The following is an 18160-nucleotide window of genomic DNA, read 5'->3' on the forward strand; positions in this document are numbered from 1 at the left end:
TATATGAGAAAGCGTTGGTGAAAGAATGGGACAGCAAAGAAATTGGTTACAAGCAACTGTAGAAAGAAATAAAGATAATACGTTACAAATAAAGTGGGAAAATAATATAGAAGAAGTTCGTATTTATTGGAGTACTTCACCAGATCATATTGAAGAAAATGGAGAATTACTTGCAACAGTAAATGGGGAATTATCATATACAATTGAAAACCCGAGTGAAAATGAGCGTCCATATTTTAAATTAGTAGGAAGTAATGGACAAGCAGTAACAGTAGCCGAGCGTAGATTGCCATTACAAGGTGCGTTTAACTTCCGTGATATGGGAGGATATGAAACGACTGAAGGCCGTAAAGTAAAATGGGGCAAATTATACCGCTCTGAAGAATTAGCAGGGCTAACTGAATGGGATATTGCCTATTTACAAAAGTCTGGTTTAAAGTTAATTTGCGATTACCGTACAGACTTTGAAGTGAAGCATAAGCCGAATCCAGAAATTACGGGTGCTCGTCAAGTGTGCTTACCAGTTATGCAAGACTTAGCGAAAGACTTAAATATAAATGAGTTTTTCCAAGTTGGTGACCTTTCTATGTTAGGAAAACCAGGTGAGTATCTTGTGAAAATGAATCAAGATTTCGTAAGTGGTAACGAGGCATTCGTGAGCTTCTTAAACTTAGCGCAAAACCCGGAAAACTTACCGTTAGTAAACCACTGTACAGCTGGAAAAGATCGTACTGGATTTGGTTCAGCATTATTACTACTTTTACTAGGTGTACCAGAAAAAACAGTAATGGAAGACTACTTACTAAGTAACGGATTCCGTGAAAAGCTAAATGAAAAAATGATGGCCTTTTTAGGTGCGAAATTACAAAACGATGAGAGCAGAGCGATATTAGGTGCAATGTTTGAAGCACGTGCTGAATACTTGCAAGCTGCGATTGGTGAAATTCAAAAGCAATACGGATCAGTTGAAGCATACGCTGAAAAAGCTCTTGGCTTTACGAAAGAGTCGTTAGAGGAAATGAAAGAGTTATTGCTAGAAGATTAATAATGAGAAGGAGGCTGAGCGGATTAGCCTCCTTTTACTATTGTTGCTATAATTTTGTTAATGAGGATGTTGTGCACAGAGGAGAAAATGGATGAAAAGAACTTAAGAATCGGGGGATAAAATGATTCATACACGTGTAAAAGCAGAGGGGTTAAGAGAGAAGCTGGCAACAATACTAAGTCAAGAGTATAAGGAACTAGCTATTCAAGATTTAAAGGTGATTGGAACGGGAGTGCAAAATATTGTTTTTCAAGGAGATTCAGAAAAGGGGTCTTTGGCATTTCGAGTACCGTGGGAAAGAGAAGTGGAAAATATAAATGAAGACTTATTTAACAGTCGGATTTCGTTGCAAAAGGAAGCGGTGCTGTCTAAGTATTGTCATTCAAAAGGTATTCCAGTACCAAGGATACACGGATTGCATCTTTCAACCGAACTTGATTTTTTAATTTCGGATTGTGTGTATGCTGATCATATGCCAATTTCCGCATGCAAAATAGGGGAGTTAGTGAGCAATCTTCATAGTATGCCAATTGATGGTTTGTATTACAAACAAAAGCCCATTAGTAAGTATATAGCAGAACGAATTGTGAAACGGATAGAAGGGTTTAATACAATCACGAACTGCAAAATTAATCTTCCGGATACAAAAACAATTGAATATATTCTTAGTACAGCAGATCATGTAAAATGTTTATTACATATGGACATTCGACCAGCCAATTTAATCGGGTATAATGGAGAAGTTAAAGCAATAGTTGATTGGGATAATGCTTTAATTGGTCATCCATTGCTGGAGCTTATGAGAATAGCTGAAACAAATGAGGTTAGTTGGGATGAATTTAAAGATGGATATAAGAATGATAGTATCTTTAATGTTACTCCTCATATTGTTAGTTTATTTTATAGACTAGATACAGCAGTCATGCTAGCAAATTTATTTATAGCACATTTGAAAATAAAAGATAAAGGTGTATTCTATAAAGAGCGGGTTAAAGCGCTTCATCACGACATATATAAAAACTTATAAGCAATGAGAACGAAGCTTTTAAAATAGGAATTGAGGAGAACATCATGAAATACAAATTTATATTATTCGACGTAGACGATACATTATTAGATTTCCCTGAAACGGAAAGACACGCATTACATAATGCGTTTGTACAGTTTGGTATGCCTACAGGGTATAATGATCATCTTGCAAGTTATAAAGAGATTAGTAATGGATTATGGAGAGATTTAGAAAATAAAATGATTACGCTAAGTGAATTAGCCGTAGAGCGATTTAGACAATTATTTGCACTTCATAATATAGACGTAGATGCGCAGCAATTTAGTGATGTATATCTTGAAAACTTAGGAAAAGAGGTACACCTTATAGAAGGTGCAGTGCAATTATGTGAAAATCTTCAAGATTGCAAGTTAGGTATTATTACGAATGGATATACGAAGGTGCAACAATCAAGAATCGGAAATTCGCCTTTATGTAATTTCTTTGATCACATTATTATTTCTGAAGAAGTTGGTCATCAAAAACCAGCGCGTGAGATTTTTGATTATGCATTTGAGAAATTTGGAATTACGGATAAATCAAGTGTACTAATGGTCGGAGATTCGCTAACTTCTGATATGAAAGGCGGAGAAGACTTCGGCATTGATACGTGTTGGTATAATCCGAGTTTGAAAGAAAACGGGACAGATGTTAGCCCGACTTATGAAGTGGAGAGTCTGCTACAAATTTTAGAAATTGTAGAAGTGGCGGAAGAAAAGGTAGCTTCATTTTAATCATGCTGATATTTGTCGAAAAATCAATATATTGAAAAAATCGTTGATATATTGTAAGTTGCGATAGATATATTTGAAAAATCGCTCATATAAATTCATATACTAAGATATAGAACAAAAAAATAGAGCTACTATACAAGGTCATTCACGTGTTATAATGCGTGAATTAAATATGCGTATATAAATAGTTTCCTAGCGTGATGCGATGTCATGTATGATTAGTGTGACAACTAGAGGTGAATAAAGGATGTTAATGTTTTTATTTGAGTTAGACAAGAATCTCCCGCAGAAGGATGAGCCACGGTATGATGCTTATTCAAAGGGTTTTATCGAAGGAGATGTAACGATTTGCGCGAGTGACAGCGTATTTTTTCAAAAATCATGTATGAAGGTTGCAGAGCTGGGCATTTATTTAGGTCAGTGGATGGAGCAAGTTCAACATGGGCAGAACGTGCCTATGAAATATGAAACGGCTGACCGTGAAGAGGTAATTCTTGGTTTCTTCTATGAAGAGGATCATAATCAATGGAATGTTTTTTCCAGTTGGCAAGAATTTGAACTTCAAGAGCGTATAGCTACTACAACATTAATAGAGAGTGTTCAACACTATTTGTATGAGCTAAATAAAGAACTGCGCATGATAGAATATCCTGTGACGTTTGATCAGTACTTAAGAGGAGAGCGAATGATGCAGCTCTCTTACAAACGACCGTGTGATAGCAAAGCAGATACGACACCGATAGAGGTTTATAATGGAAGTGAGCAAGTAGGTGTAGTAAGGGGCTATTATAAAAATACGCTGATGAGAGTGCTGGATTTTATTCCGAAAATTGGTAGTAATATTATTTATGAAATAAAGGATAGTAAGGACAATATTCGCGTCATTGCAAAGGATGTAAGTAGGCAGCGCCAAAGAAAGATTTTAGTAACGTACAAAGATAATCATGATGCAGAGCATGAAATACTTGTATGTGACGGAAAGTTATTGGATGCAAATTTCTTATTTACCTTTACATATAAGGCAGAAGAATATGTTGTTCATAAAACTTCATTTGGAATGGGAAAGTTATTACGAAAGGGCTATGTAATTGCAGATTGGAATATTCGTCTTGAGGAAGATATGTATTACATTGAGATGAATGTATATGATGAAGATTACATTCAGGATCAATACTTACTATTAGGCGTATTTCATGCGGTTTTATATGGATAATCAATGAGAAATACCGTCATTCTTCTTGGAAAGAATGACGGTATTTTTTATTTATCCTCAAAAATAAAAATCTCATCAATCATACTATGTAGTGCCTTCGCTATATCGTGAGCAAGTTGTAAGGAAGGATTGTATTTACCTTTTTCGAGATGACTAATTGTTTCACGTCGCACACCAACGCTCTTCGCTAAATCTTCTTGTGTCATGTTCAATTTGGCACGGTATTCTTTTATCTTCGTTACGAACGCCATGGTGCATCTTCCATTTCATCAACAGGTTTATCATAAAAGAACATAGAAAAGCCGAATGTAAGAATGAGTGTGCCGAAAATAAGAGCGATATCAATCTCTTGTAGCGTAGGGTTTGGAAATAACATTTCAATAAACATAATGATTGTGGTAGTTAGTAACGTAACGATAAATGCATTGCGACACGATTTATTGACAATTTGTTCAAACAGTTCATCGTGTTGAACTGTTCTATACGATGTGAAAAAGGAGAAGAAACAGAACATAGTAAACAATCCTTTTTCATAAAAAAATCCGAGGAAACCGAAGAAACCGAGAAATCCTAAATATTTTATCCAAGTTGTTTTCATGATAGGTCCTCCTTACGTTGTTAGAAATAAGTCACGTTATGTTACAAATATATCACAATTGGATAGGAATGGTAATAATAGTTTTCCAGCTTGCTTCATAATAATAGTAAAAAGAGGAAATATGCTGCGAAATAAAGAGGATAATATTGTAAAATGGTTGTAAGGAGGGGGAGGAAGAAATGCTAACTTGGATCATGATCGTTGTATTACTTGTAGTGATTACTGTCATTGCGACGGTGTTAATTGGGCGGAATGGTGATGCAAATTATAGCAAAGCGACAAAGGGGAATATTAAACGCTTAACAATGATTTATATTATACTAGCTGTCGTTTTAGTTGTTGGATTAGGGGTGTATATTTATTTTAAAGGTTAAATAAACTGAAAAATGTAAAAATCTTAAAATAGAAGTATGCTATAATATCAATATAGTTATTTGGTAATTAAGGAAAGGATTGGATGGAATGATTGAAATTACGAATGTGTCAAAAAGTTATAATGGGTCTACCTATGCAGTAAAAGACTTAAGTTTATCTGTACCTAGCGGCGAAATCTTTGGATTTTTAGGACCGAATGGTGCGGGTAAATCAACGACAATTAAGATGATTACTGGCATTCACGGGGTGGACAAAGGGACTATTACGATTAACGGAAAAAATATTATGGAAGAGCCGATGGAAGCGAAGAAGACGTTTGGTTATGTACCAGATAGTCCAGATATGTTTTTACGATTAAAAGGAATTGAATATTTAAACTTTATGGCCGATATGTATGAAGTGCCGAAAGAAGTACGACAAGAACGAATAGAGTCTTTAGCGAAGAAGTTTGATCTTTATAATGCTTTATCTGATCAAATTCAAAGTTATTCGCACGGTATGAGACAAAAAATCGTTATTATTGGTGTGCTCGTACATGAGCCAGATGTATGGATTTTAGATGAACCATTAACTGGGCTTGATCCGAAATCTGCATATATTTTAAAAGAAATGATGAGAGAACATGCGGATAAAGGAAAGATTGTATTCTTCTCTACACACGTATTAGAAGTGGCAGAAAAATTATGTGACCGCGTCGCGATTATTAATAAGGGAAACCTTCAGTTTAAAGGGAATTTAGATGAAATGAGAGATCATTTTAAATCCAATGAATCACTTGAAAAAATGTTCTTGGAGATGACGGGCAATGAGTAAAATTTGGACGTTAACGAAAGTATTATTGAAATTAAATTATGCAGATTTTATAACAGATAAGAAGAAGCGATGGGCGTATGTATTTTCATTTGCAGCTATTTTATTTGTCGGCTTTTTACTGTTTGGTTCTATCACGCATGCAATGTATGAGGGAATGATACATTTAGGGCAAGATCCAGGAATGATTATCGCAATGGGACTTGCGATTGCGAGTATATGGGTATTTTTAATGAGTATTACGAACATTTTAACTGTATTTTACTACAGCAATGACATTGAAATGTTATTACCATTACCATTAAAACCAGCGCAAATTATTTCAGCCAAATTTTTAACAGTATTAATTACACAATACGTAATGAGTTCATTTATTTTATTACCGATCTTTATTACGTACGGTTTAAAAAGTGGCGCATTTATTACATATTACATATATATGATTTTCATTTACTTACTCTTCCCAATTGTGCCGTTAGTACTAGCTTCGTTACTGATGACAGTTATTATGAGGTATACAAATATAGCGAAAAATAAAGACCGAGGAAATATATTTATTGGAATCGTAAGTATACTATTTATTGTAGGAATTAACGTATTTTTGCAGTGGAAAAATAAAAGTTCGTTTTCTGAAGATGCAATTGCGGATTACCTTGCAAACAACCAGTCTTCTCTTTTAGTACAAATGACAAACTATTTTCCAACTACATATTTTGGAGCAGTAGCATTAGTAGAAAATGCAAATTGGAAGGGACCTTTATATGTAATAATCTTTGCAGTTATTTCATTTGTCTTCTTTGTGTTGTTTTATTACATAGCAGAGCGTACATATTTAAAAGGGGTTATTGGACTTTCAACGAGTACAGCAAAGAAACAAGTTATTTCGGCGGAAGGTTTACAAAAATCAACAGTACAAAGTTCGCATTTAAAAGCGTATGTGAAAAAAGAATTTAAAACGTTATTCCGTACACCACAATTTTTCTTAAATTGCATTGTACAAACTTTCGTTATGCCAATTATGTTGTTCTTTATTTTATTTGTGCAAGATGGAAATTTAAAGTTTATTACAGAGTATATTAACAATCCAGAGACAACGGGATTTGCAATTGGTGTTGGCCTTTGTGCATCGTTATTTTTAATGGGTAGTAACGTCATTGCAACAACGTCATTTTCGCGAGATGGAAGCTCTTGGTTTGTGAATCGTTATTTACCAGTAAAGGCTTCGGATATCTTTTTTGCGAAAGCAATCACTGCTTGGTTAATTAATGTGATCATTTTAGCAGTATTCGGTATTACGATGGCAGTTGTAGCTGGGATTTCTCCAGTCTTTATGATACTGTGGTTTTTACTAAGTGCGAACGGGTTGTTATTAATTAATTTAATCGGAACACGCTGGGACGCGCAAACTGCAGATATTCATTGGGATACAGAGCAGAAATTATTTAAAAGTCGATATACAACTTTGTGGAATTTTTTAGCTAATATTTTAATAGCTTTAATTATTGTGGGGGGAGTAAGTGTATTATACTTCTTCCTTCATGTCGGACTGTGGGTTATGTTTATCGTTTTATTTGTAATGTTTACGATTGTAAATTATATCTTTATTAAAATGTTAAAATTAGGTGCTGAACGTATACTGTCAAATATTCAATAAGAAGATAGATCCTCTGTATTCATACAGGGGATCTGTGTATAGATGGAGGAGAAAAAGGTGAAGAAAATAGCAATTGTAACAGGGGCAACTCGTCTGAATGGAATTGGTGCAGCTGTATGCAAGGTGCTTGCTCAAAAGGGGATAGACATTTTTTTCACGTACTGGCCAAAGTATGATAAAGCGATGCCATGGGGAATGAGTGATCAAGAACCCTTTTTGCTGAAAAAGGAAATTGAAAGTTACGATGTTCGATGTGAAATGGCAGAAATCAATTTATCGCAGTCTTATTCGCCAAATCGTTTGTTTTATATGGTATCAGAACGGTTAGGTGATCCATCTATTCTAGTTAATAATGCAGTGTATTCTAATCATACGAGGATTGAGGAATTAGATGTAGAGCAGTTGGATAAACATTATACAGTTAATGTTCGGGCTACTATGCTATTAAGTTCAATGTTTATAAAACATTATTCACTTAAAACGGGCGGGAGTATTATTAATCTTACTTCAGGACAGTCAGTAGGCCCAATGCCAGATGAACTAGCATATGCAGCAACGAAAGGGGCAATTGAAGCATTTACAAAGTCAGTAGCACCAGTTGCAATGGAGAAGGGGATTACAGTGAATGCTGTAGATCCAGGACCGACGAATACAGGATGGATTACAGAAGAGCTGAAGCATCATTTAGTATGGAAATTCCCGCAAGGTAAAGTAGGAGAACCGGTGGATGCTGCGCGCTTAATTTCTTTTTTAGTAAGTGAAGAAGCGAAATGGGTTACTGGGCAAGTCATTCACTCGAATGGTGGTTATTCATAAAAATATTATGTTAACAAATGTTGAGAAACAAAAAACGAAAGAAAATTTTATTTTTTTGTATAAATAAAATGTCAAGAAAGATAAAAATTTGATAGAAGAGTATATTGTCATATGAAGATAGTAATTCTTAATGTGACAATATACTCTTTTTCTTTTACTTGTGAGCAGAAAAATGAAGTAGAAGAAACTCGAATATTAAAATGAGTTTATCAGTTTTTGTACGTATTATTATGAAGATTACTGTCGGAAAGATGATAATTCGTATGAAAAGGGATTTTTTAAGGGGAAATCGAATCGTAAAGGGGAGGATAAATTATGTAAAACATAGGGGGATTTATATGAAAATGAAAAAGGTCGCTATCGCATCGATTACAATTGGTACAATGCTTACTATGGCAGCTTGTAGTCCTTCAGCAGATAAAGAAACGGAAAAGAAAGAGCAAGTAACTGCGCAAAAGGATGGAGAAGCAAAAACGACAAGTGCAGATGAAGCTTCAAAAACAACGAAAGATACTGAAAAAGAAACAAATACTTCTTCAAATGAAAAAACAGATAAGGATGCAAAAAATACGAAAGAATCATCAGGAACAGAAAGTAACGGCAAAACGTCAACTCAAAACGAAAATGTAAAAACAAAAGAAAAAGAAACGACAGGAAAAACGAATGATCAAACGACTAGCGGGAAAACAGCAGATCAAAGCACAAGTACAAGCACAAACAATAACGGAAAGGCAACGAAAGATCCGAAGAAAAGTGTTGCTGTGAAAACGAATGTTAAAGAAGTTGTAGCATTAATTGATAGCTTGGACAAGCAGTTAGCTGCTAATCCGAAATTGGAAACAGTGAATAAGCTTGGCAAACAAATTAACGAAAAGTGGGATGTGATTGAAAAAGAGCTAGAAGCATCACATCCGACGGATTCTAAAACAATCGGTCAAAGTATGTATCCGTTAATTGTAGGGGCGGAGAAGGAAAAGATTGATGTTAATAAAATGAAATCATTAACGACGAAAACGAAAAAAGATTTAAATCAGTTATTGACGAAACTTTCATAGTTTCAAAAGCCTACTCGTGTGAGTAGGCCTTTTTTAGGTTGTTGTAATGTGCACAGTATAACTTATTTATTTTCATTTTCAATTACGATGCGAAAGGAACTGAATGCTTGTTGACTGACATAATCTTCTTCGCTAACTTTATAAGGAAATGGAAAAGCGACGAGTTGAAAATTACTTTCTTGATCCACTGAAGGCAATGTGAAATTAAAGATTTGTCTTGTTTCAGGTGCAACCTTAGTATAAACGACTTTTCTATTGCTAAATATTTCAACTTGTTTCCAATCTTTAAAAGCCACGATTGCGTAAGTCATTTCATCATTTGTTTCATTACCGTTTGATAAAATTAATTGCTTGCCTTCCTTTTCAAAGAAGACAGTTTGTAAGTTCTCTTCACGGTTCGTAACAAATACTGGTTCGTAAAGACCATCTTTTAAAATAGCATCTGGATCTATAAGGGGGAGTTTTATTTTTTCGTTTTCTTTCTGAAGAGGATGCATTGAATATCGCATACTTAGAATATCTTCTAAAATAGCTGCTTTATTTAAGTTATTATCTTTTAATTTGTATTCAGGTTTTTTTATTATTAAAAAGGTTAATGCACTTGCATTAGGAGAAGTGTGTAAAGAGATTTTCGTAGTCATTGAACTGTTTGGTTTCATATCAAAAAAATAGTGTGATATTTCATTAGTAGTATCTTCTATTTTAAAAGGTTTTTGTTCGTAATCTTCTAGAACAATTAATCCATATTTTCGGTTTTCATTAATAGTATGTACGAATGATAATGTTACATTAATTTTATTATCCTCACTAGTAATTGTACTGCCATTGTTAATATGTTGGCCTTGATTATCCTTCAATCCGTAAGAAATAGTATTGGTTTGTTGCTCGCGTTTATTTTCTATGGAAGGTGGATGAGGTTGTATGATTGAAGTATTGAACAAAATATAAATTGTAAGTAATGAAATAAGTAAAACACCGCTAATAATATATATTTGTTTCATAAATAGCACCTCAATATATGTAAAATATTAGAGAAAAAAGATATGCAAGATGCATATCTTTTTTCTCTTTCTTACCAGAAAGCTTTTGTTTCGTGATTCACATCATTATAACCACTTAATTTATAGGTATGATTACCGATAGCGTAATCATCTCCATAATAAATGCTTGTGTTGGTCGCTGTAGCACTTACAAAGGATGATTTTTTTGCACTATTACTTTTCGTATTTACTAATGAGCCATCGCCATTGAAAGTTCTTGCTTTTGCATAAACATAGTCTTCGGTCGTAGTTGATTTCGATTTAGCAACTGCATATGGGTTACCAAAAAAGGGAGTATATACGCTAATGTTAGAGTCATTCTTAGGTGCAGCTGCAATAGTCAAACTAGGAACACTAGATGTTTTTGTTGATTGAATTGTATCAAAGTCAACTAAAACGGGCTGCTTGTCTACAGTATCGATCTCTGAAGCACTTGCGTTATTAGTAAAACCAAAACCTAAAACCGCTAACCCTAAAGTTGTCACCGATAAAGATTTTTTCATATTCACTAATTTTCCCACCTTTTTAAATTTTTGAGTTCGAACTCAATTCATACAATATATGAAAATTTCGAAACTCTCAATGGTTTATCCCATACTTAACTTTTCTTTTACTTTCGATTCAACATGTCTTCATTTGCAAAAAAGCGAATATATCTTCTAATGCTTAGCCAGCAAGGGATACAGGTTTAATTTTATGAAATTCATGTAAATTTAAATCTATTCATGTCAGAATCTCTGTTATTTTTAAGTTCATATGGGAAACTTATTAAAAAAAGGATGGTGACAAAAATGACAATCGATCGAATTTGTACAATTGGACCCGCAAGTAATAATAAAGAAACATTAGCACAGTTAATAAAGAATGGTATGAAAATTATTCGACTGAATTTATCGCATGGCACGCATGAAAGTCATAAAGACATCATTCGTTTAGTGAAATCATTAGATGACTCTATTAAATTTTTGGGTGATGTACAAGGACCTAAAATAAGATTAGGTGAAGTGAAGGGAGAGCAAATTACACTTCAGGCAGGAGATTCATTTATTTTACATACACAACCAGTTACAGGGAGTAATACAGAAGCGAGTGTTGATTATGAAGGAATACCGAATGATGTGAAAGTAGGCAGTAGAATTTTAATTAATGATGGAGAAGTTGAATTAATTGTTGAAAAGATAAGTACGGACAAAATAGAAACGAAGGTAAAAACAGGTGGCAATATCTCATCTCATAAAGGAGTTAATTTACCAGATGCGGCTGTTCGTTTACCAGCTATTACAGAGAAAGATAAAAAAGATATTCAGTTTCTTTTAGAGGAGAATGTTGATTTTATCGCATGTTCTTTCGTAAGAAAACCTAGTCATATAAAAGAAATACGAGATTTTATACAACAGTATAAAGAAACGTCACCTAATGTAATTGCAAAAATAGAAACGATGGAAGCAATCGAGAATTTTCAGGATATATGTAAAGAAGCAGATGGAATTATGATTGCAAGGGGCGATTTAGGAGTAGAGTTACCGTATCAATGCATTCCGCTTTTACAGAAAATGATGATTCAGGAATGTAATCGAACGAATACATATGTCATTACAGCAACACAAATGCTTCAATCTATGGTAGATCATTCTATTCCAACAAGGGCTGAGGTGACTGATGTGTTTCAAGCTGTACTGGACGGGACGAATGCAGTTATGCTTTCAGCTGAAAGTGCATCAGGAGAACATCCAATCGAAAGTGTGAGAACATTACGTCTCGTTTCAGAATTTGCGGAGCATGTTAAAAAAGATGGACCTTTTGCGATGAAAGATGTACTGCAATTACTGCGTGAGTCTCTGGATGAGTAATAAAAAGAGGGCGGATATGCATCCGCCCTCGTGTTTTTCATTCATACTATTCTTGCTCTTGCTCATCCAAAATCTTTTCAAACGCAGCAGATACTTTATCAAACTCTTCATCATTTTCAATGTATGAAAACTCATTATCTTCTTCTACTTTTAAAAAGAAAATATCAATGTCTTCCTCAGTTTCTGTTTGGATATCTTCAACAAAGGCAACTGCAATATATTCTGCGCCTTCGACATCCATCGCTCCAAGTACTTCTACTTCTTGCTCTTCGTTATTCTCATCACTAAGAGTAAACACTTCGCCAACTTCAATATCAGACATATTCATTCTCCTCCTGTTCGACTCTAAAAAATAGAGTGCTCAAACTGCATACATACTAATATATCTTTCCATGAAAAACCAAATTCATACATAAGAAAAACGACTAATAGTTCTTTAGTATAAGTATCCAGCTATTAGGAGCATTATTTGTGTGTGCTACATTACTTAATCCATTCAACAATTGTATCTATAGTCTGTCTTGTTTTATCACGTTTTGGATCTTCTTTACGGTAACCAAAGGCAACCATAACAGATACTTCAAAGTTATCGCCCTGTATAATGCCTTCTTGACGAAGTAAAGAGTCTACTTTCTCTTTATCGAATCCTTCTATCGGACAAGAATCAATACCGATTTGAGCTGCGCTCGTCATCATATTACCTAAAGCAATATAAGTTTGTTTAGATGCCCAATCAAATACAGTACGATCGGATTGTAATAAGTTAAAATCTGTTTCCTGGAACTTTTTGAAGAATTCATATCTAATTTTTTGAGTGTCTTCAGGCAATCCAATAATATCGTTCATCATATATTTAATATACTCTGCATCATAATGCATATCTTTAATGTTTCTTGAAAGAACAATGACGAAATGGCTTGCTGTTGCAAGTTGCCCACCAGCGCCCCATGAATACGGTTGTAGTTTTTCTCTTAATTCTTTATTTTGTACGACAATAAATTTCCAAGGTTCATATCCAAAAGAAGAAGGAGATAATCTGCCTGTTTCTAAAATGAATTTAAAATCCTCTTCTGAAATTTTGTGCATAGGATCGAACTCTTTACATGCATGTCTGAAATGAAAAGCCTCCATAATTTTCTCTTTTGTAATTTCGTTTGTATTTGTCATAAAAGTTCCTCTTTTCGTTAATTTATTTTGTAAATAAATTATATTTTTAAAGTAACATAGATACAAGTACGCACATTTATGTGTTATAGTATCAAAAAAGATACTATTGTTAAGGGAAGGGGTTTATTATGGATTGTTCAAATGAAAAAAATATAAATTACCCATTTTTAAATAAATATTCTTGTCCAGTTGAAGCGATGGTAGAGGTGATTGGTGGAAAATGGAAAGGTGTTATTTTGTATCATTTATTAGATGGGAAAAAGAGGTTTAATGAATTAAAAAGATTAAAACCTAATATCACACAAAGAATGTTAACACTGCAGCTTAGAGAACTTGAAGCAGATGGCATCATACATCGTGAAGTATACCGTGAAGTGCCACCTAAAGTAGAATATTCGTTAACCGAGCTTGGTGAATCACTTCGTCCAATGATTCTATTAATGATGGAATGGGCAACTCATAATATGGAGAAAGTTTTGGAGAGTAGGGATACGAAAAATAATAATTAAGAGTTGAAATTGTTATAGAAGAAATAATTGTAGAAATAAAAGGTGTTTTCATACGTGAAAACACCTTTTATTTTTAAATTTTTTAACTTTTTAACTTCAACTGCTGAAGTTGGAAAATTATTTAAGTTTGCAATTTGACCATACCAATCAGCGTGTTTAAAAACAACACCTTTTCCATATCCGTCCGTTGAAGTACGTTCCCATAGCGTTGTTGAATAGCTAGCAGTGGGGGATGCTGTACGTACAGAAACAATTTGATTTTGCCAACTAGCAGACAAGTTTTTATAACCGCTACTTAGAGAAAAATACTCGCTACCTTGATTTGTGTGTTTATAGAAGTCTGTACTACCAGGTCCGCTTCCACCAACACCAAGGGGAGTGATTGAATTATTCAACCTTTGTTTATCTTTTTCAATAAAAGACTCTAAACTTTCTTTGCTCGAAAATCCATAAGATAACCAGTCTCCATTTTGATTTTGTTTCGGTAGAACTAATGTTATTTTTATGTCTTCCTTTGATGGAGCACTCAATTTGTTAAACGAATCAACAGTCTTTTCATCTACAGTTACATATTCGAAAGAGGAAATCGAATAATCCTTTTCGGTACTAGCTGATACTAATCCCACTCCTCCAGTTAACGACGAAACAGTTAATAATGCACCTGCTATCAACTTTTTAAGCATGGATTCATCTCCTTAAAACTTAGATTTTTTACATAACTAAAATGTATGTTAATTTGAATGTTTTATAAATATTTAGAAATTTATAAAAATCAAACAGAATATTCTTTTATTATTCTGGAGTAAGGAAAGTAATTAAAAATGAAAAAAGGTTTACTTAAAAAGTAAATCCTTTTTGCTGACCTATTTCAAAACTCAATGGATTAAAGTTTCATTTTATCCATCTATGAATCATAAACTTCTTTTGCATTCGTAGAAGCAGCATCTAATATAAGGAAAATGGCTGCTATCATATGTAGAAAGATGTCTATATAAGGAAAGAAGGCAACTAGAGTAACGATAATACCGATATAATGAGGGTACGTATTCATGCCTTCTTTTTTAGCTAATAAAATAGTAGTGATATGTAAAACAATCAATAGTAGTAAAGGTAACCCATATAGGTTAACAAGACTTGGAAATACATAATAACAAGGAAGTAATAAAAGATGATAGATCCCTGTAGTCCACTTTAGTGCTTGAATGTAGGTTTTCAAAGTTAATCCTCCTAAAACAATTCATATCTATACATTACCAAAAATAATAGGTAATTGGATATTGTTTATTTGTATTTTTAATAGATTATAATAATTTTATGTAAACTAATTGTTAGGTATCTATAAAATAGAAAAACCACCCAAACGAGGGTGGTTCGTATTATAAATGACTACTTAAAGAAGAAATCGGAACCTTTACCTCACTACCTTCCTTCATATTCCGCAGCACAACAGTGTCTGCACTAAGTTCTTCTTCACCAACAATAAGCACATAAGGGATATTCTCTTTATTGGCATAATTAAGGGCACGTTTTAATTTGCGTCCTGCTAGTTCAAGTTCAACTTTTAAGGAAGTGGTGGAACGTAATTGCTGGGCAATTTGTAAGCATTGTAATTCTGTCCCGAGCGGGATGATAAATAGATCCGCTGTAGATGAGATTGTTTCTTTCTGCGATAGTGCTGCATAAATAACGTCTAAACCGAATGAGATACCGACTGTTGGATAGTTCATACTATCACCACGGAATGCTCCGATAATGTTATCGTAACGGCCGCCGCTACCGATGCTAGATGTAATTGAGCCATCTTTTAGGAAGATTTCATATACAGTACCTGTGTACATTGTCAGTCCTCTTGCTAAAAACGGATTGAATATCGTATTTTCATTTATTCCGAGAGCGATTAAATATTGCTGTAATTGTTGCAATTCGTTTACTCCATCGGCAACGAGTTGGTTATTGAAAGCTTCTTTAAAGTCAGCTATTGTAAGCTTTAGACAAGATAATACAGTATTACATATTGTATCAGCCATTTCTTCAGAAATTCCGCGCTCTAATACATCTTTTCGTACACCATCAATCCCAATCTTTTCGATTTTGTCTAATGATAAAATGACGTCATTTGTTAATTCAGTAGGGATGTTAATGGCCTGAAGAATACCATTTAACAATTTTCGGTTATTATATTGAATCGTTATCTCTAAGTTTAATGTTCGGAACAGCTCAAACGCCATGCTCATGAGTTCCGCTTCAGCCATGACTGATTCTACACCGACAATATCAACGTCGCATTGTATAAATTCACGAAATCTTCCTTGTTTAATTGGCCCATCTCGAAATACTTTCCCAATTTCATAACGTTTAAAAGGGAGGCGGAGGTTCGGATTCATTGCCACAACTTTTGCGAATGGAATAGTTAAATCGTATCGTAAGGCGAGCTCACGTTTTCCTTGATCTTGAAGTGTATATATTTCTTTTAATATTTCATCACCACCGCCGTACTTGTAAGACATAAGCTCATACATATTTAACGTCGGCGTTTCTAAAGGTTTGCATCCGTATCGTTCAAACGTATCTTCACAAGCTCTTTTAATTTTATTTCGCAGCACTTGTTCCTCTGGTAAATAGTCTTTCGTTCCTTTTACATTTCTCATTTCCATTGTAATCACTCCTTTTTAAATTAAAAAAAGCTATGTGAGTATAAAAATACCCACATAGCTTTATGAACGCTTCGTGGGTCAACAGGAAAAGCCCTGTACCCACGAAGAAAAATTTTTCTTCGGATACACGGCGTTACGTATGATGATGAAGTTGGAAAGAAGTATTAAAATTTCGCATTACAAATCTCTCCTTAACATAAGTTTTTCCAAATTATATCAGATGATTTTTGAATTATCAATATTTTTAGTTTTGAAATATACGTGAAGTTATGTAGGAGAAATGGAAAAGGGTGTATAATAAAACTTAATAATATGAAATAACCTTTTAAGGAGAACGTTATGAAAAAAGATAAAACAAATGCGATGCGAATATTAGATAAAGAAAAAATTGAATATTCGATGATGTCATATGATCCAGACGATGGGAAAATTGATGGCGTATCAGTAGCCGAGAAAATTGGACGAGAAGTGAGAGAAGTATATAAAACGTTAATCGCTCAAGGGAATAGTAAAAATTATCATGTGTTTATTATTCCGGTAGATGAGGAACTAAATTTAAAAGCTGCCGCAAAAGCAGTAAGTGAAAAGAAAATTGAAATGATTCCTGTTAAAGATATTACGAAAGTGTCAGGATACATTCGCGGCGGTTGTTCACCAGTCGGAATGAAAAAGCTATTTTCTACATGTATTGATGAAAGTGCCCAATCACTTAATACGATCATTGTAAGTGGAGGGAAAATTGGTATACAAATTGAGCTTAAAGTAGATGACTTGGCGAAAGTGACGAGAGCGCAGTTTGGTGAAGTAACGAAATAATGATACATAGGAAAAGAAGTTCTAGTTTTATCCCGCTATTCGCCGGGAAGTAAGACCCTCACCTCAAAATTCAGCGGAAGCAAAGAAATTAGATGGGGATCAACTATTTGTACTCCTGTCTATATAATTTAAACGAATAAATAGCTCCAATAAAGAATACAAAAGCTTCAAATAATATAAAGATTTGACGGAAATTCTCAATATCTTTACCAACTAAAGAAATAAATATAGCATTCATTAGAATTTGAGTAGTAAACATACGAGAAGTAATTTTTAAATAAATAGTATTTGTTCTTTCAACCGGTTTACCAATTTTTTTGTAAATAATAATAAGTGCAATTACTGAACCCAAAAATAGAAGTGCTGTAAGTCCTACAACGATATTAAAATTGGCTGTACTTTCTAACATCCATTTATTTAATAGATCAATCATTATTATCTTCCTTTTCTACATAAGAGAATATTTTGTTCTTCTTTTTCACTATAATAAAAAAAGGAAAAAGAAAACATCGAACTTTCTTACAAACATTCGTGTATTCTTACAGTTTTGTCATTTTGTAAATGTATTCATCGCCCTGTTTTTCACTATTTTCTTTGGAAAACATAGTGAATTACGAGAAAGGGCGCTACAAAATCAACTTCCGAGAACAAAAATTATGTAAATAAGCTGTTCACTGGATTCTCGTAGAAAACTGTGGTGAGATAAAATTTTTGATTTTGTAGCACTTTAAAATCTTAGCTAGAGGGCTATTTATCGGTATCCCACAATAAAAAGG

21 protein-coding genes and 1 pseudogene are annotated in these 18160 nt (G+C 33.8%); 12 read left to right on the forward strand and 10 right to left on the reverse strand.

Going from position 1 to position 18160, the window contains the following annotated elements; genetic code table 11:
- Nucleotides 1-25 precede the first annotated feature (25 nt).
- From B9A45_RS12815 to B9A45_RS12830, 4 genes are all read left to right on the forward strand, one after another.
- The gene (locus tag B9A45_RS12815; RefSeq protein WP_053512620.1) at nucleotides 26-1045 is read left to right on the forward strand and encodes a tyrosine-protein phosphatase; all 1020 of its coding nucleotides are present in this window, start codon (nucleotides 26-28) and stop codon (nucleotides 1043-1045) included.
- Nucleotides 1046-1166: 121 nt separating this feature from the next.
- On the forward strand, nucleotides 1167-2072 hold the full coding sequence (locus B9A45_RS12820) for a phosphotransferase family protein (RefSeq protein ID WP_053512619.1): 906 nt from the start codon (nucleotides 1167-1169) through the stop codon (nucleotides 2070-2072).
- A 44-nt stretch (nucleotides 2073-2116) separates the two neighbouring features.
- The gene (locus tag B9A45_RS12825) at nucleotides 2117-2827 is read left to right on the forward strand and encodes a YjjG family noncanonical pyrimidine nucleotidase (RefSeq protein ID WP_048568373.1); all 711 of its coding nucleotides are present in this window, start codon (nucleotides 2117-2119) and stop codon (nucleotides 2825-2827) included.
- Nucleotides 2828-3074: 247 nt separating this feature from the next.
- On the forward strand, nucleotides 3075-4040 hold the full coding sequence (locus B9A45_RS12830; protein ID WP_084064096.1) for a tubby C-terminal domain-like protein: 966 nt from the start codon (nucleotides 3075-3077) through the stop codon (nucleotides 4038-4040).
- Between the two features lie 47 nt (nucleotides 4041-4087).
- On the opposite strand, the gene B9A45_RS12835 is transcribed toward B9A45_RS12830, so the two are convergent.
- On the reverse strand, nucleotides 4088-4291 hold the full coding sequence (locus tag B9A45_RS12835; protein WP_000896299.1) for a helix-turn-helix transcriptional regulator: 204 nt from the start codon (nucleotides 4289-4291) through the stop codon (nucleotides 4088-4090).
- A complete protein-coding gene (locus tag B9A45_RS12840; protein WP_000859227.1) occupies nucleotides 4279-4638 on the reverse strand; it encodes a DUF3796 domain-containing protein in 360 nt (119 codons plus the stop codon). The genes B9A45_RS12835 and B9A45_RS12840 overlap by 13 nt, the downstream gene beginning before the upstream one ends.
- 179 nt (nucleotides 4639-4817) lie before the next feature.
- Here B9A45_RS12840 and B9A45_RS12845 point away from each other — a divergent pair, with 179 nt between their 5' ends.
- From B9A45_RS12845 to B9A45_RS12870, 5 genes are all read left to right on the forward strand, one after another.
- A complete protein-coding gene (locus tag B9A45_RS12845; RefSeq protein WP_000958863.1) occupies nucleotides 4818-5012 on the forward strand; it encodes a hypothetical protein in 195 nt (64 codons plus the stop codon).
- An 88-nt stretch (nucleotides 5013-5100) separates the two neighbouring features.
- A complete protein-coding gene (locus tag B9A45_RS12850) occupies nucleotides 5101-5826 on the forward strand; it encodes an ABC transporter ATP-binding protein (protein WP_000570206.1) in 726 nt (241 codons plus the stop codon).
- Complete coding sequence (locus B9A45_RS12855; protein ID WP_000036884.1) at nucleotides 5819-7477, forward strand: putative ABC transporter permease subunit; 1659 nt, start codon at nucleotides 5819-5821, stop codon at nucleotides 7475-7477. The genes B9A45_RS12850 and B9A45_RS12855 overlap by 8 nt, the downstream gene beginning before the upstream one ends.
- 57 nt (nucleotides 7478-7534) lie before the next feature.
- Nucleotides 7535-8293, forward strand: a complete 759-nt coding sequence (locus B9A45_RS12860) for an SDR family oxidoreductase (protein ID WP_002101122.1) — start codon at nucleotides 7535-7537, stop codon at nucleotides 8291-8293.
- A 338-nt stretch (nucleotides 8294-8631) separates the two neighbouring features.
- Nucleotides 8632-9348, forward strand: coding sequence for a hypothetical protein (locus B9A45_RS12870; protein ID WP_000782538.1), 717 nt, complete (start codon nucleotides 8632-8634; stop codon nucleotides 9346-9348).
- 62 nt (nucleotides 9349-9410) lie between these two features.
- Here B9A45_RS12870 and B9A45_RS12875 read toward each other — a convergent pair whose 3' ends face one another.
- Complete coding sequence (locus tag B9A45_RS12875) at nucleotides 9411-10349, reverse strand: hypothetical protein (RefSeq protein ID WP_000810170.1); 939 nt, start codon at nucleotides 10347-10349, stop codon at nucleotides 9411-9413.
- A 71-nt stretch (nucleotides 10350-10420) separates the two neighbouring features.
- A complete protein-coding gene (locus B9A45_RS12880; protein WP_001056346.1) occupies nucleotides 10421-10897 on the reverse strand; it encodes a hypothetical protein in 477 nt (158 codons plus the stop codon).
- 282 nt (nucleotides 10898-11179) lie between these two features.
- Between B9A45_RS12880 and B9A45_RS12885 the strand changes: the two genes are divergently transcribed.
- Nucleotides 11180-12238, forward strand: coding sequence for a pyruvate kinase (locus B9A45_RS12885; RefSeq protein WP_142263054.1), 1059 nt, complete (start codon nucleotides 11180-11182; stop codon nucleotides 12236-12238).
- A gap of 46 nt (nucleotides 12239-12284) precedes the next feature.
- On the opposite strand, the gene B9A45_RS12890 is transcribed toward B9A45_RS12885, so the two are convergent.
- Together B9A45_RS12890 and B9A45_RS12895 are read right to left on the reverse strand one after the other, a co-directional pair.
- Nucleotides 12285-12566, reverse strand: a complete 282-nt coding sequence (locus B9A45_RS12890; RefSeq protein WP_002005464.1) for a DUF1292 domain-containing protein — start codon at nucleotides 12564-12566, stop codon at nucleotides 12285-12287.
- Nucleotides 12567-12721: 155 nt separating this feature from the next.
- On the reverse strand, nucleotides 12722-13405 hold the full coding sequence (locus B9A45_RS12895; protein ID WP_000185717.1) for an NAD(P)H-dependent oxidoreductase: 684 nt from the start codon (nucleotides 13403-13405) through the stop codon (nucleotides 12722-12724).
- A gap of 128 nt (nucleotides 13406-13533) precedes the next feature.
- On the opposite strand from B9A45_RS12895, the gene B9A45_RS12900 reads away from it, so the two are divergent.
- On the forward strand, nucleotides 13534-13914 hold the full coding sequence (locus tag B9A45_RS12900; protein ID WP_084064098.1) for a winged helix-turn-helix transcriptional regulator: 381 nt from the start codon (nucleotides 13534-13536) through the stop codon (nucleotides 13912-13914).
- An 86-nt stretch (nucleotides 13915-14000) separates the two neighbouring features.
- Here B9A45_RS12900 and B9A45_RS12905 read toward each other — a convergent pair.
- From B9A45_RS12905 to B9A45_RS12915, 3 genes and pseudogenes are all read right to left on the reverse strand, one after another.
- Nucleotides 14001-14597: pseudogene (locus tag B9A45_RS12905) on the reverse strand (hypothetical protein); the annotation flags it as partial.
- Between the two features lie 221 nt (nucleotides 14598-14818).
- Nucleotides 14819-15130, reverse strand: coding sequence for a hypothetical protein (locus B9A45_RS12910; RefSeq protein WP_084064099.1), 312 nt, complete (start codon nucleotides 15128-15130; stop codon nucleotides 14819-14821).
- A 160-nt stretch (nucleotides 15131-15290) separates the two neighbouring features.
- On the reverse strand, nucleotides 15291-16568 hold the full coding sequence (locus B9A45_RS12915) for a histidine--tRNA ligase (RefSeq protein WP_084064100.1): 1278 nt from the start codon (nucleotides 16566-16568) through the stop codon (nucleotides 15291-15293).
- A gap of 339 nt (nucleotides 16569-16907) precedes the next feature.
- Between B9A45_RS12915 and ybaK the strand changes: the two genes are divergently transcribed.
- A complete protein-coding gene (gene ybaK / locus B9A45_RS12920; protein ID WP_084064101.1) occupies nucleotides 16908-17384 on the forward strand; it encodes a Cys-tRNA(Pro) deacylase in 477 nt (158 codons plus the stop codon).
- A gap of 103 nt (nucleotides 17385-17487) precedes the next feature.
- Here ybaK and B9A45_RS12925 read toward each other — a convergent pair whose 3' ends face one another.
- The gene (locus tag B9A45_RS12925; protein ID WP_000566272.1) at nucleotides 17488-17817 is read right to left on the reverse strand and encodes a hypothetical protein; all 330 of its coding nucleotides are present in this window, start codon (nucleotides 17815-17817) and stop codon (nucleotides 17488-17490) included.
- Between the last annotated feature and the right edge of the window lie 343 nt (nucleotides 17818-18160).

It is taken from the genome of Bacillus sp. JKS001846, assembly GCF_900176455.1.
Lineage (GTDB): Bacteria > Bacillota > Bacilli > Bacillales > Bacillaceae_G > Bacillus_A > Bacillus_A cereus.

Coding starts and splice junctions, on each gene's coding strand:
- B9A45_RS12925 (WP_000566272.1), bottom strand. CDS start 17,817: ATGATTGATCTATTAAATAAATGGATGTTAGAAAGTACAGCCAATTTT.
- B9A45_RS12845 (WP_000958863.1), top strand. CDS start 4,818: ATGCTAACTTGGATCATGATCGTTGTATTACTTGTAGTGATTACTGTC.
- B9A45_RS12915 (WP_084064100.1), bottom strand. CDS start 16,568: ATGGAAATGAGAAATGTAAAAGGAACGAAAGACTATTTACCAGAGGAA.
- ybaK (WP_084064101.1), top strand. CDS start 16,908: ATGAAAAAAGATAAAACAAATGCGATGCGAATATTAGATAAAGAAAAA.
- B9A45_RS12825 (WP_048568373.1), top strand. CDS start 2,117: ATGAAATACAAATTTATATTATTCGACGTAGACGATACATTATTAGAT.
- B9A45_RS12885 (WP_142263054.1), top strand. CDS start 11,180: ATGACAATCGATCGAATTTGTACAATTGGACCCGCAAGTAATAATAAA.
- B9A45_RS12840 (WP_000859227.1), bottom strand. CDS start 4,638: ATGAAAACAACTTGGATAAAATATTTAGGATTTCTCGGTTTCTTCGGT.
- B9A45_RS12895 (WP_000185717.1), bottom strand. CDS start 13,405: ATGACAAATACAAACGAAATTACAAAAGAGAAAATTATGGAGGCTTTT.
- B9A45_RS12900 (WP_084064098.1), top strand. CDS start 13,534: ATGGATTGTTCAAATGAAAAAAATATAAATTACCCATTTTTAAATAAA.
- B9A45_RS12890 (WP_002005464.1), bottom strand. CDS start 12,566: ATGAATATGTCTGATATTGAAGTTGGCGAAGTGTTTACTCTTAGTGAT.
- B9A45_RS12820 (WP_053512619.1), top strand. CDS start 1,167: ATGATTCATACACGTGTAAAAGCAGAGGGGTTAAGAGAGAAGCTGGCA.
- B9A45_RS12850 (WP_000570206.1), top strand. CDS start 5,101: ATGATTGAAATTACGAATGTGTCAAAAAGTTATAATGGGTCTACCTAT.
- B9A45_RS12855 (WP_000036884.1), top strand. CDS start 5,819: ATGAGTAAAATTTGGACGTTAACGAAAGTATTATTGAAATTAAATTAT.
- B9A45_RS12870 (WP_000782538.1), top strand. CDS start 8,632: ATGAAAATGAAAAAGGTCGCTATCGCATCGATTACAATTGGTACAATG.
- B9A45_RS12875 (WP_000810170.1), bottom strand. CDS start 10,349: ATGAAACAAATATATATTATTAGCGGTGTTTTACTTATTTCATTACTT.
- B9A45_RS12830 (WP_084064096.1), top strand. CDS start 3,075: ATGTTAATGTTTTTATTTGAGTTAGACAAGAATCTCCCGCAGAAGGAT.
- B9A45_RS12835 (WP_000896299.1), bottom strand. CDS start 4,291: ATGGCGTTCGTAACGAAGATAAAAGAATACCGTGCCAAATTGAACATG.
- B9A45_RS12815 (WP_053512620.1), top strand. CDS start 26: ATGGGACAGCAAAGAAATTGGTTACAAGCAACTGTAGAAAGAAATAAA.